This is a genomic window from Actinomyces sp. oral taxon 448 str. F0400, from assembly GCF_000220835.1.
Lineage (GTDB): Bacteria > Actinomycetota > Actinomycetes > Actinomycetales > Actinomycetaceae > Actinomyces.
Window position 1 is genome coordinate 2,467,405 of sequence record NZ_GL985606.1, and the last position, 12,248, is coordinate 2,479,652.

Genomic DNA, 12,248 nt, shown 5'->3' on the forward strand with positions numbered 1-12,248 from the left:
GGACGCGGGCCAGTCGTGGCCGGTGCCGGCCGCGGCCGGGGACGGGGTGCGGGCGGTGGTGACGGCGCGCACTTGTGCCGCCGGGTTGGAGGCCGCTCGGGCCGCGACCGTGGAGTGGGTCGAGGGGGCATGCCCGGAGGTCGAGCTGGTGAGGCTGCTGCTGGGAGCGGACGCTCCCGGCAGACGCCCCAAGGCCCTTCAAGGCTCGTCCGCGACGTGTCGGGGCCTTCCCCCTGGTGCTGGGGGTGCCGTGGCAGCCGACCTGGAAGCTGACTCGGCCCGGCGAGGCGCCCCGGTCGCTGCGCGTACGTCGGATCACCAAGACCATCAACAACAGTGGAAGGAAGAACTCATGAATGATGTCATGTTAGGTGCGGTGGCGTCCCTGCACGGCGGAGCGTGGCGGGCCGGCCTGGGCGGGATGGATTCAGGTCCTGTCGCGCCTCCCGGCGTGGACACCAAGACGGACATGCTGCTGGGCTGGGCGAAGTGGGCGTGTTATGCGATCTGCGTCTTCGGGCTCATCTACGTCGCCTCTTGTCTTGGTTTCGCCAACCGTCGGGGCGAGGGCGAGGACAGCGCCAAGTCCCTCGCTTTCGTCCTGTCCGGCGCGATCCTGTGCGGTGCCGCCGGCGGGCGGAGCAGCAATAGTGGTAGTCCGTTGTTCTTGCCTCGGTTCGTGGCCGCTGTCGTGTTCCTGGTGGTGCTCGCTCTGGGCGCCTGGATCGTCGGCGAGCGCCTGATCGGCGGCGGTGCAGAAGGTTCAGCGTCGCCGTCGGCGGTGCCGGCGCCGTCGGCCATGGTGATGGGGCTCAACGGGCTGGGCAAGTCGACTCTGATCCGGCGGATCATGCCGGGCCTAGCCAACCGTGGGATCCACAGGGCGTTGCTTCAGAGTGCGCACGAGAGCAAGAAGAACATGATCGTCTCCTTGATTCACATCGTGCGTCCTCAGGCGCCCACCGACCGGGAGGAGGTGATTCTGAATGCCGCGGTGCGGATCCTGGAGGAGCGTGGCGGGGCGCCGGTGCTGGCTGACGCGGGTGTGGCACCGCGTCGGCATTACAACGTGATTATGGACGAGATGTGGCGCATTATGCGCGCCTCGTCGGGTCTGGTGGACCGGATCGACGCCCTGACGCGCACGAATCGGTCGGTGGGTGTGGGGCAGATGTTGTGCACTTGACGCCCCAGGGTGGCCGTTCCACCTGCACCTAGCCGACTCCGAGCTGGATATCAACAACACGAACAAGCGGTGGACGATGACCGCCGCCGAAGGGGATGAGTAGTGATGAGGTTGCGTGACGAGATCAGGACGTGGGAGACGTCCACGGTCCTGCTGTGGGTGGTTTGTGCCACCGTCGGGATCGTTTCGGTGCTCCTGGACCTGGGCGTGCACCTGTGGGCGTGGTGGACCAGCAGTCGTCCGTCACCGCCCTGGAACCCTTTCAGCCTGGTCCCGATGCTGCTGAGGGGCTCGCTACCGGCGACTGGTGGCATGTGGGTATGTGTCGGCCTCGTGGCCGCCTTCCTGCTCCTGGTGGCGTCAGCGCCGTGGCTGGCGCTCCGGCGTGCGCGCTCCCGCCGACGCCGGGGCGATGAGGCGGCGGCGCTGGTCGGCGACCGGCGCGATACGGAGCCGCTGAGCCGCGACCAGGTGGAGGCTACGGCACGCCGTCTGAAGGTGGGCACCGACAGCTTCGGCTTGCCGGTGGGTCGAGCGGTGAGAGACAACAGGCCCCTGTACTCCGACTTCGAAGCAGTCGCGATCGCTATCGCGGGCCCCCGGACGGGGAAGACGACCTGCTGGGTGGTACCGAGGATCCTGGCGGCTCCGGGCTTCGTAGTCGCCACGTCCAACAAGCCGGACATCGTCGAGCTCACGCGCCAGGTGCGTTGTGGTCGCGGGCAGGTGTGGGTGTTCGACCCTGAGCAGATCGTCGGCGAGCCGCAGTCCTTCTGGTGGAACCTGCTGGGTTACGTCACCGATAGCAAGCACGCCACTGTGATGGCGCAGGCGCTCATGGACGCCAGCCGGCCGGCGGCCGGCGGGCAGTCCAACCCGTTCTTCGACACGGGGGCGCGTGACCTGGTAGCTCGTTTCCTGCTGGCCGCGGCCAGGTCGGGGCGGTCCCTGGCGGCGGTGAAGCAGTGGGTCAATGACCCGGGTGACGACGAGGCCGTGGCGCTTCTGCGCCAGGCCGGAGAACACGAGAAGGCCGACGAGCTCCAGGCCACGCTCAACATGGTCGAGGTGACCAGGTCCGGTATCTTCGCTGGTGCGCAGCAGATCATGGAGTTCACGGCCGACGAGCGGACCATGTCGTGGGTGACGCCGAACGGCTGGATTTCGGAGCTGCGTCCTGAGGACCTTGTGTCCGGCGCCGACACCCTCTACCTGCTCAGCCAGGAGGGGCCGGTCTCGGCGGCCCCCGTGGTTACCGCTTTGACGATGGCCTTGACCGAGGCGGCTATGGAGCACGCCAAGCGGCAGCCCGCAGGTCGTCTGAGCATCCCGGGCCTGGTGATGCTGGACGAGGCCGCCAACGTCTGCCGGTGGGGGCAGCTGCCGAGCCTGTACTCCCATTTCGGGTCGCGGGGGATCCTGGTGGACACGATCCTCCAAAGCTGGTCCCAGGGCGTCACGGCGTGGGGTCGGGAAGGAATGCAGACGCTGTGGTCGGCGTCGAACGTGAAGGTCTACGGCGGGTCGGTCGCCGAGCCGGAGTTCCTCTCAATGATCTCGGACCTGATCGGCTCGCACTGGGTCGACCAGGTTCAGACGACCAGCTCGCGGGGAGGCTCGTCGTCAACACGGTCCCTGGAGGCCCAGGAGCGCAAGATCGCTCCGATCGACCAGCTCGGCTCCTTGCCCAAGGGGAGGGCGTGGGTGCTCGCTTCCGGATCGACCGCGCTGCTGAGCAGGCTCGTCCCGTTCTGGGAGGAGACCATGAGGACAACGAGTAAGGCAAAGTGCACGATGAGCGATGACGTTCTTGCTGAGGCCAGCCAGGAGATCGCCAAGGCGTGGCGGGCAGGGATGCAGATTGCCGAGTTCATGGCTATCAGGCGTCAGCGTGAGCTGGCTCGCGCCCAGAGGAACAGCACCGAGGACGAGCGTCGCCTGCGTCAGGTCATAGAGGGTGAGCGGCGTCTGGCCGCCCCCGTCTACCGGGCGGCTCTCGATAAGGGCTGGTGGGAGACCGCCTCGGCCGAGCAGGCGGCCCACACCCACTGCGTGGCCGTGCGCTTCTCACGGCTCGACCCTCAGGCTGAGCAAGCGGTCATCGAGTGCGAACGGCAGGCCCGGCTGAAGTGGAACATCAACCTGGCCCAGACCCGCCGGCCGCTGAAGAGCCAGGACGTGGACCCCCAGGCCCTCGCGGCCACCGCCCCAGCCATCGCCGGTGAGGAGCAGGAGAACTGGGGGCAGCACCTCGACCAATCCGCCCACGACCGAGCCCACGACGCCCCGTCCCGGAAGCAGCCGGCGGCACCCGCCTCGCAGGGCGATGCCCGCGAGGCCGAGAAGCCGTCCTCGCGTGTTGCCCGCAGGCGGGCCAGGGCCGCTCGCGCGTGCACCGACAAGGAGGCCGCTGAGGCGCAGGACGCCCTGCACGCCTCGGCGGACGCGTCCACCCCGGCCACGCGGGCGGAGCAGGCCGACGTCTCTCGGGCCCGAGCAGCCGAGACGGCCTGGGACTCGCAGGCTGCCTGTGAGGAGTGGGCGCAGCAGCAGATTGAGGCCGGCTGCCCGCCCGACGCGGTGCGCGCGGCCGTCACAGGCCGACTGGCCCTGCACGAGCCGGCCTCCCAGGCCACACGGGCTCCTGCCAGGGCCCGCCCCGCGGCGCCCGTAAGGGCGCGCTGAGGACGCGCCAGCAGCGCCCGTAGCCCCAGATGACCGACCCCGCACAGGCGCCGACCGTCACGGCGCCCCCTCCCCGTTATCTTGTTGGTGGTTCTCGGTGGTAGGTGCTGGGGGCTGGCCAGCTGCTGTGGTCATGATGTCTTGCCCCTGCCCGTAGACGATCCGGGGGTGTTGTCACCCGCGGCAGCCGGCCCATGGCCTCAACCTCGGTGTCGACGGCGGGGCGGCCGAGGCGGGGGTTTCGCAGGTCGAGGTGGAGGCGTTTGATGGATCGGTTCTTGTGCCCGGTGGTGGCCACGGTGGGAGCCCTTTCAGACATAGGGACAGGTGGGAGGGGGCGGAGAGGGCTGGAGCGGCGTGGTTCAGGCGGTAGCGAGGTATGCCTCGACGGCGTCGCGGATGACGGCGCTGGCGGTGGTGCCGTGCTTCTCGATGTAGGCGGTCAGGGCTGCGTCGGTGTGCTCGGGCAGGCGGACCTGGCGGCGTGGGGAGCGTCCACGGCCGGTAGCGTGGGACTGTCCGAGGCCTGGGCGGCCTCGGAGGATGGCGTCGAGCTCGGTGTCGCTGATGCGTGAGCCGTCGCGGCTGGTTCCGTGTCCGATGGTGGGGACGCGGCCTGCGGTGACGTCCTCGTCGAGCTGGTTGTAGTAGGCCTGGTCGGCTTCAGTGATTGGTGTGGGCGTGGGATCGTTGGTCATGGTGTTTCTTTCTGGTGGGTCAGTGGTCGGCGGGTGGGATGAGGTGTCGGTAGAGGTCGGTGACTTCCATGGCGTGGAAGATGATGCGTCGGCCGCGGCCGTCGACGGCAACGCCGACTTCGAGGTAGCGCAGTGCCTGCGGGTGGGGCAGGCCGACGAACATGAATGACTGCTCACCTGTACGCCGGGGCTGGAGGATCTCGTACTCGACGTGGTGCATGACGGCGTGCTCCGCGTCGGGGCGGGGATGCCGTGCTTGTCCGCAGAATCGGTGAACTCGAACCTCACCACATTATGGTAGTACCGTTTGGCGGGATGAGCAAGCCCTCGACTGCGTAGATTGATGCCTCGCGGGGTGAGGTTCTCGATGGTTCACGAGGTGGGGCAGGGAGCGTCCGAGGCGATCGAGGCGCCACACGACGAGCGTGTCGTCCTCTTCGGGCTCGGCTAGGGCACATCCATCCAGACCAGGGCGTGCGGCGAGGGTACCTGAGGTGGTGTCGGTGCGGATGTGGGTACAGCCCGCCGCCTTGAGGGCGTCGAGCTGCATGTCGAGGTGCTGGCTGGTGGTGAAGATGCGGGCATAACCGACGGTGTCCATGCCCCTATGCACCACGCGAGTGGCCGAGCGAGTTGGCCTTAGGTGAGATCTCAGCCCTGTTTTGGACGTCACCGTGTCGGCATGTCGCCAGCGAGCCGGACGGTGTTCCAAACCGGCCCCTTCTGGATGTCGTGGTCAAGGATGTCGAAGACAGTGGCTTGTCGTCCTTTGACGGGGTCGGCAGGCTCAATGAGGGCACCATGATGGTCTGCGCGAGCACAGGGGCAGCGGCTGTCGTATTGAATGCCGGCTTCCCAGATCTGCCAACTGTCAGTACCGCCGAGGCTGGGAAACTGTTGATCGGCGGTGGTGACCCAGCCGGCGGGAACATTGGTGCGGCTGGCTGTCCATTGAGCGCTTCTGGGTTTGTCGTATGCACAGTTTTCGTGGCTGCCGGAGGAACAATAACCGCACGGCCCGTATTCGCAGGAACACATGGTCAGTGCTGCTGGCACCGATTTATAGATCTTAGGCATGGTCGCGGCCCACGTGTGCTGACGCACCCACTCAGCTCCGCCTTAGTCATGCTGCGGGTGCTACCATGGTGATTCTCCTCAGAAGAAAGTGAGGGCGAATGTCTCAACTTGCAGCGCCGTGGTGCTTCAGAGTATCTGAAGTAACGCCCCATACTCTTCGATGAACTTTCATTCGTAGGCATCGGAATCATTTTGACACATTTGAACTCATTCTTTACGGATGTGGCGAGAATGGACTTCTGAACGAAGGTTAATGGGATGACCTTAAATAGTATTGATGTTCTCCTTTCTTGAGATTGGTTGTCCTTCGTTTAGATGGTGTCTTGGAGGGCGTTCAGAACCTCGCCGACGAATTCCTCGGAGTCGGCCCTCTCCAGAAGCCAGCTGATCTCCTGTAATGCGCCATTGAGGCGGGCGCGAATGTCAGTGAAGTCGAGAGGGGCGGTCAAGATGATTCTCCGATCTCGCTGTGGTCGGCGTCAATGCCCTTGTCGCGAAGAAGGCTCCGTTCGAGCTGCTCGACCTCGTCGAGGGTTTCCTGGAGGCCGGTCTCTCCTGCCTCTACTCGGTGGCGAACGTTGATTGAGGACACCCTCATCGCAGTCGCGAGAACGAGCTGAAAGGCTGCCGGATCGACGGCGATAGTCCCGGTGTTGAGGAGTTCCTCGACTCGTTCGACTTCGAAGAGGATCTCCTGGATCTCTGCGAGTCCGTTCGCCACCTGGGAGTGGATGTCGCCGGCGTACTCGGCTACCGCCTCCATGAGGAGGCGGGTCTGAAGGAACATGAAAGTGATTGAGGTAAGCATGATGAGTTCTCTCTCCGGGTTCATAAAGAGAGAGATGTCGATCACCTTGATGACTGGGGTTGGTCGAGGACGTCGCTGAGGAGGGTCGTGCCTGGCTCAGGGGAGCGGTGAGACGTCGGCGTCTCGGCGGGGCACGGCAGAGAGGACTACGTGGCGAGATGCCAGGTAGGCCTACCTAAAGGTCGTGGAAGACAGTGAATCCTGATCTTCGTCTAGGGTGAGGAGTACAAATCCGGGAGCAGAAAACCGCAGGTTCGAATCCTGTCCGGAGCACCATCCGCCCTCGCCCGGCGCCCCGCCGGCGAGTTTCTCGCCGAGATCGGCATTTCGGGCCGAGGGTGACGGCGGCGTCGTCACCCTCGGCCCGAAATGCCGATCTCGGCGGCACGCATGATCAAGCCGGCCGTGCCCGGACGGGCTCAGCGTCCCAGAGTCTCCAGAGCCAGGCTCGGCACGTCGGTGATGAGCGCATCGACATTGAGCCCGACCAGGCGGCGCATCTCGTCGGGATCGTCGACCGTCCACACGTGCACCTCCAATCCAACGGTGTGCGCCTGCGCCACGAATCGCCGCGTCACCACCGGCACCCCTCGGTACTGCGTCGGCACCTGCACGGCGTCCACCCGCCCCCGCGTCCAACCCCAGCGGGTGTGCGGCAGTCTCAGCGCGGCCTCGCTGAGCAGCATGAGACCCGCGACGTCGCCGCCGCCCAGCGAGGTCGTCGCCCGCGGCTCCTGACGGCGCAGCACGGCCAGGCGGCGTGCGGAGAAGGACGCGAAGCGCACCCGGTCGAGGGCGTCGGCCGCGCGGACCGCCTGAAGAGCGGGCTGCACGACCGCCGACTCCTTAAGGTCCACATTGAGCGCGAGTCCTGGATGGGCTTCCAGAACCTCGTCGAGCCGCACGAAGCCGTGCCCGTCGCCCGCGTCGACGCGGGCGAGCTCATCCCAGGTCAGCTCAGCCAGCGAACGCTCCGTACCGTCGACCCGCTCCAGCCCGGCGTCGTGGGAGAGCACCACGACGTCGTCGGCGGTGACCCGCAGATCGGTCTCCATCCAGGCCAGCCCCAGCGATACGACGTGCTCGACGGCGCTCCAGGTGTTCTCCGGCGCCTCCCGGGCTCCCCCGCGGTGCGGGACAACGGCGCAGTACCGCCTGCGTGTCATGCGTCCTCCTCGTCCGTGCCCGGGTCCGTCCGCTCAGGAGCAGTCCGTGGACAGCTCGGCGGCGTGGTGGTCATCAAGCCACTTCTGGGGGTCGACGGTGGACTCGTCGGCCGTGTCGTTCTTGGTGCGCACCTCGAAGTGCAGGTGAGAGCCGGAGGATCGCCCGGTGTTGCCCACACCGGCGATGAGCTGTCCCGCCTCGACGGTGTCCCCCACTTTGACGTAGATGCCATCCTCATACATGTGCAGATAGCTGGTGTACCAGATCTGGCCATCGATGTTGTGCTCGATGGTGACGGTGCCGACGCCCTCATCCATACCGGCGGTCACGACCTTCCCGGCGGCGGCGGCGTAAATGGGCGTGCCGACGGGAGCGGCGAAGTCCTGGCCGGCGTGCAGCTTCATGTAACCCAGGGTGGGGTGCAGGCGGTAACCGTAGGGCGAGGAGATGGTGTAAGTGCCCTCGACCATCGGGTAGAAGATCTCCGGGGCCTTGGTGAAGGCGCTTGTGTCTCCCGAGGCTCCGGTCGACTGCGAGGCGCAGGTCGCCGCGGCATTCTCATAGGCGTCGTGAATACGGGCCAGGGTCGCGGCGTCGGGCACGTCAGACAACTCGGAGTCCGACGAGGAGTCGACGTCGGCATCCGAGCCGAGTACGGCGGCCGCCACCGAGGAGGCCGGTGCGCTCGCCGCCGCGGACGGGGCGGCGGCCTGCGCCCCCGCCGCTGTCGCCAGAGGGTCGGCCGACAGGCGGGCACTGATCGGTGCGACGACGGTCACGAGACCCAGCACGGTCATGACGCTGATGCGGCCGGCCCATCCCGCCCCGCTCCGCCGGCGGACGGACCGGGAGGCGTTGAAGCGCTCGTCCCCATGCCAAGAGGGCTTGATGGTCTCAACGGTCGGCGTTAGGTCCCGCTCGGGCGGGGCGGACCGGGTGCGGCTGTTCGCCCCGTGGGCGGGCGCCTCGGGCGCGGGCGTCGGCTCCGCCGCCGGTGCGGACTCGGAACCGTTCCCGCGACGCCGGGTCCGGGGCCTCATCGGCATCCCCTCGGGCGCAGGAATCGGCGAGGAGATGATGTCGTCCCACGCGGCGGCGCCGGCCGACGGCGCAGCGGGTCCCGGGCGCCCTGACGACGTGGACGATGCGAGCGGTGCGGTCGGCGTAGTCCGAGAGTAGAGGGGCGGCGCGGCAGTGCGTGAGGGGGATGAGGGGGATGGGACCGTGACGGTCGACTGCGGGCGGGGATCCTGCCGGTCGCCGGGGGAGGTTGACGGGGCTTGCCCCGCGCGGGAGTCCGCGCCGATGCGCGGCTCCCCGTGCGGCGTCCCCGCCGCTCCCGGCGACGGCGGGGACGAGGGGAGCGGGGGGGTGCCGGATGCGGAGGGATCGGGCGGCGAGGAAGTGGTCCGGGCAGCAGCTCGCCTGGCGCGCCTCGTCATGGGGGCGACCTCCGATTCGCCCGCGGCGTGCACCCCGACCATGGTCTGTCGGGAACCGGGTCCCGTGGACGATGCACCCGCGCCGTCGCGGATGGCCTCGCGCTCGGCGGCCGGCCCGCGGGCCTCGACCCGGGTTGCGGCACGGGCCTCCGCCTCCCGCTGCGCTTGTGCGGCGCGCTCAGCCTCACGGCGCTGACGCCGTGTCATCCGCTGCTGGCTCACATCCACCTCGGCACTTTAACACCCGGCGATGTGCCCCATCCGGTGGGGCTTGGCACACCACCGCGCACTGGCTCCGATCGGGCCGGCTCACCCGCGCTGCATGGCGTCGTTGACCTCCCCGACCAGCTCCTCGAGGATGTCCTCGAGGAAGACGACGCCGAGGGTGACGCCCGCGGAATCCTCGACGCGCCCCAGGTGGGCGCCGGTGCGCTGCATCGCCGCCAGCACGTCCTCGACCTCGTCGTCGGCGCGCACCGGCACGAGCGCGCGGGCGTGCCAGGCCGGTACCGCTTCGCTTCGCCGGGCTCCGGTGGCGTACAGGACATCCTTGAGATGAAGATAGCCGGTGACGGGGGTGCGCGAGGGGTCGGCCGGGTCGCTGTCGGCGTCGGCCCCCTCCGGGGCCGTGGCCAGGAGCGGGAAGCGGGAGAAACCGGTAGCGGCGACGGCACGTTCGACGTCCTCGGGCGTGCAGCCCTCGGTCAGGGTGACCAGCGCGTCCAACGGCACCATGACCCCGCCCGCGGTTTCCTCGGAGAACTCCAGGGCGCCGCTGAGCAGGCCCGTGTCGTCCTCCAGGACGCCCTCGGCGGTGGAGCGCTCGACGATCGAGGCGACTTCGGCCGCGTTGAAGGTGGCCGAGACCTCCTCCCTGGTCTCCAAACCGGCCAAGTGCAGCACCCAGTTGGCGAAGCCGTTGAGCGCGGTGATGACAGGACCGAAGAGGCGTGACAGACGCACCAGCGGCGGGGCGAGCAGGCGCACCGCCCGCTCGGGTGCGGCGATCGACATGTTCTTGGGCACCATCTCCCCGGCCACGACGTGGATGTAGACGACCAGGACCAGGGCCGCGACGACGGCGACGGCGTGCGCCCCGGCGCGGCCGAGCCCGATATTCTCCAGCAGCGGGGAGACCGCACGGGCGATCGCCGGTTCGGCGACCACGCCCAGGCCCGTCGAGCACACGGTGACGCCGAGCTGGGCGGTGGCGAGCATGCGCGAGATGTGTTCGAGGGCCCACAGGGCGGTGGCGGCGCGAGCGTCGCCGGCTCCGGCGAGAGGCTCGAGCTGGGAGCGGCGTGAGGAGGTGACGGCGAATTCTGCGCCGACGAAGAAGGCGTTGCCGGCCAGCAGCACCACGGTGGTAGCCAGGGCGAAGGGCGTGTTCACCGGCCGCCTCCCGAATCCATGGGGCCTCTCGGGGCGGAACCGCCTCCGTGGACGACGTCCCCGCCGCCCGCAGCATCGCCGCGAACGGCTCGACCGGCCTCGGCTCCGCCGGCCCCACCCGCATCCTCGGCTCCATCGGTCTCAGCGACCTCCGCCCAGGGTCGCACGCGCAAGCGCGTGATGCGCCGCCCCTCCATGGCCTCCACTGTCAGCGTGGCCCGAGGTGTGGCGACGGCGTCACCGATCTCGGGGACGCGCCCGAGCTCGGTCATGACCAGCCCGGCCAGGGTCTCGTAGGGGCCGTCGTCGGGCACGTGCAGGCCCGTGCGCGAGGCGAGCTCGTCGGGGCGGGTCCAGCCGGGAACCAGCCAGTCGCCCGAGGCGGCCAGGCGCGCCCCGACGCGGCGGCGATCGTGCTCGTCGGCGACATCACCGACGATCTCCTCGATAGCGTCCTCGAGAGTGACCACACCCGCCGTCCCGCCGTACTCATCGACGACGACGGCCATCTGGGAGCCGGCGGCCCGCAGTTCGACGAGCAGATCGGCCAGGGGCATGGTTTCGGGCACGCGCGGCGCCGGCGTCATGAGGGACGAGGAGGTCACGGGCACGCTCTGCCGCCTCTCATAGGGCACGGCGATGACCCGGCGCAGGTGGACGATGCCCAGGACGTCGTCGCTGCCGTCCCCCAGGACGGGGAAGCGGGAGTGGCCGGTGGCTCGGGCCGCGGCGACGACGGCGTCGGCGGTGTCCTCCTCGGCGAGCGTGTGCAGACGGCCCCGGTCGGTCATGACGTCGACGGCGGTCAGCTCGCCCACGCCGATGGAGCGGGTGAGCAGGGTGGCGGTCGACGGGTCGAGGGCCCCCTCCTCGGCGCTGTGGCGTACGAGGGCGGTGAGCTCGGACGCCGAACGGGTCCCGCTGATCTCCTCGGCCGGTTCGATGCCCATGCGGTGCAGGACGAGGTTGGCCGTGTTGTTGAGCACGACGATGACCGGCCTGAGCACGAGAGTGAAGGTCATGAGGAAGGGGGCGACGAGCCCGGCCGTGCGCATGGGGTCGGCGAGGGTGGCGTTCTTGGGGACGAGCTCGCCCATGACCATGGAGAAGGCGTTGACCACGATCAGGGCGATGACGACGGCGGCGGCGGTGGCCGCGGACTGGGCCATCCAGCCGCTCATCAGCGTGCCGAGCAGGGAGGCCAGGGCGTCCTGCATGGTGTAACCCAGCAGAATCGTGGTCAGGGTGATGCCGACCTGGGCTCCCGACAGGAGAGTGGACAGGCGGCCCAGCGCCCTGCGGACGGTTGCGGCGCGCCTGTCCCCCGCGGCAGCACGGGTCTCGACAGTGGAGGGGTCCAAGGCGACCAGGGAGAACTCCCCGGAGACGAACACGGCGGTGCCCGCGGTCAGCAGAACGCCCAGGGCGATCATGAGCCAGTCGGTCACGCGTCATCACCTGCGAGCGGTGCATCGGGCGCGGCGGGCGCGGGAGCGTCGGCGCGCCCGAGGCGCGGGTGGTCAGATTCCGTATGGTGGCGGGCAGCGCGTCCGCGGGCCCGCCGGGATGCCGGTCGCATAGTGGATCGCACGCTATCACCCGAACTGGTGGACGGAGCCGGCGTAATGCGGGCCACCGGCTCGCCGTCACTCGGGGCGGGCCCCGGCAGGGGCCCGAGGATCTCGACCCGGCCTCGCTGTGAGGAGGTCGCGGCCGCTGATGAGGTCGAACAGCGGAGGACTTATAAGGCGCGTCGCGGCACTTCGGTGCTCGGTGGATGGACGGCACTCGCA

At 68.7% G+C, this 12,248-nt stretch carries 12 protein-coding genes; 2 read left to right on the top strand and 10 right to left on the bottom strand.

The features are described from left to right. The first annotated feature begins 352 nt into the window (after window positions 1-352). Both HMPREF9062_RS13270 and HMPREF9062_RS12225 read left to right on the top strand, forming a co-directional pair. Entirely contained in the window at window positions 353-1,186 is an 834-nt protein-coding gene (locus HMPREF9062_RS13270) for an ATP/GTP-binding protein (RefSeq protein ID WP_009750106.1), read from the top strand. A gap of 105 nt (window positions 1,187-1,291) precedes the next feature. Further along, on the top strand, window positions 1,292-3,871 hold the full coding sequence (locus tag HMPREF9062_RS12225) for a type IV secretory system conjugative DNA transfer family protein (protein ID WP_009750108.1): 2,580 nt from the start codon (window positions 1,292-1,294) through the stop codon (window positions 3,869-3,871). Window positions 3,872-4,233: 362 nt separating this feature from the next. Here the strand turns inward: HMPREF9062_RS12225 and HMPREF9062_RS10455 are convergent, their stop codons facing one another. The 10 genes from HMPREF9062_RS10455 to HMPREF9062_RS10485 all read right to left on the bottom strand — a co-directional run bounded on the left by HMPREF9062_RS10455 (window position 4,234) and on the right by HMPREF9062_RS10485 (window position 11,903). Continuing rightward, window positions 4,234-4,569, bottom strand: coding sequence for a ribbon-helix-helix domain-containing protein (locus HMPREF9062_RS10455; protein ID WP_009750109.1), 336 nt, complete (start codon window positions 4,567-4,569; stop codon window positions 4,234-4,236). Window positions 4,570-4,588: 19 nt separating this feature from the next. Next, the gene (locus HMPREF9062_RS10460; RefSeq protein ID WP_009750110.1) at window positions 4,589-4,789 is read right to left on the bottom strand and encodes a hypothetical protein; all 201 of its coding nucleotides are present in this window, start codon (window positions 4,787-4,789) and stop codon (window positions 4,589-4,591) included. A gap of 72 nt (window positions 4,790-4,861) precedes the next feature. Beyond that, window positions 4,862-5,170 (bottom strand): recombinase family protein, encoded by a 309-nt coding sequence (locus HMPREF9062_RS12660; RefSeq protein WP_009750111.1) that lies wholly within the window; start codon window positions 5,168-5,170, stop codon window positions 4,862-4,864. Window positions 5,171-5,238: 68 nt separating this feature from the next. Then, window positions 5,239-5,673 (bottom strand): DUF6248 family natural product biosynthesis protein, encoded by a 435-nt coding sequence (locus HMPREF9062_RS12985; RefSeq protein WP_156790024.1) that lies wholly within the window; start codon window positions 5,671-5,673, stop codon window positions 5,239-5,241. A 284-nt stretch (window positions 5,674-5,957) separates the two neighbouring features. Next, the gene (locus HMPREF9062_RS12990; protein WP_009750112.1) at window positions 5,958-6,095 is read right to left on the bottom strand and encodes a hypothetical protein; all 138 of its coding nucleotides are present in this window, start codon (window positions 6,093-6,095) and stop codon (window positions 5,958-5,960) included. Next, window positions 6,092-6,499: a hypothetical protein gene (locus HMPREF9062_RS10465; protein WP_009750113.1), complete on the bottom strand. Its 408-nt coding sequence runs from the start codon at window positions 6,497-6,499 to the stop codon at window positions 6,092-6,094. Before HMPREF9062_RS10465 ends, HMPREF9062_RS12990 begins: the two co-directional genes overlap by 4 nt. Before the next feature lie 374 nt (window positions 6,500-6,873). Continuing rightward, on the bottom strand, window positions 6,874-7,620 hold the full coding sequence (locus tag HMPREF9062_RS10470) for a glycerophosphodiester phosphodiesterase (RefSeq protein ID WP_009750114.1): 747 nt from the start codon (window positions 7,618-7,620) through the stop codon (window positions 6,874-6,876). A 33-nt stretch (window positions 7,621-7,653) separates the two neighbouring features. Then, window positions 7,654-8,418, bottom strand: a complete 765-nt coding sequence (locus HMPREF9062_RS13695; RefSeq protein ID WP_253270702.1) for a M23 family metallopeptidase — start codon at window positions 8,416-8,418, stop codon at window positions 7,654-7,656. A gap of 954 nt (window positions 8,419-9,372) precedes the next feature. Further along, window positions 9,373-10,455, bottom strand: a complete 1,083-nt coding sequence (locus tag HMPREF9062_RS10480) for a hemolysin family protein (RefSeq protein WP_009750116.1) — start codon at window positions 10,453-10,455, stop codon at window positions 9,373-9,375. Further along, entirely contained in the window at window positions 10,452-11,903 is a 1,452-nt protein-coding gene (locus HMPREF9062_RS10485; RefSeq protein WP_009750117.1) for a hemolysin family protein, read from the bottom strand. The genes HMPREF9062_RS10480 and HMPREF9062_RS10485 overlap by 4 nt, the downstream gene beginning before the upstream one ends. Between the last annotated feature and the right edge of the window lie 345 nt (window positions 11,904-12,248).